Annotated in this window: 1 pseudogene; it reads right to left on the bottom strand. The window is 41.3% G+C overall.

Annotation, left to right across the window (positions count from 1 at the left end):
• A pseudogene (locus SB775_RS29925) lies at window positions 1-192 on the bottom strand (hypothetical protein); the annotation flags it as partial.
• Between the last annotated feature and the right edge of the window lie 77 nt (window positions 193-269).

Raw genomic sequence — 269 nt, 5'->3', positions numbered from 1 at the left:
GAATTCACCAGTTTCCTTGTAATGCCTCCATATCTTTGTAAAAGCTTTCAGAGCTAAAAATTGATGCTCTCTTTCGTCACTGGCTCGTTTCTTCACACGAACAATCTGATCCATACGAATACTGCTACCCTCAAAAGAACCTTGTAGCAGCAGTTCGATATCGTTGTAGTCTAATTCGAATAATCCATCCATCTGTCCACAATTTCCATACCGATATAGAGCGAGTGAACCGCATAGTGACACTCGCTCAAATTCAACACATATCGCCA

The sequence above is a fragment of the Peribacillus sp. SIMBA_075 genome (genome assembly GCF_046534585.1).
The sequence above is the reverse complement of the archived record's forward strand: the minus strand, read 5'-3'. Positions and strand labels throughout refer to the sequence as shown.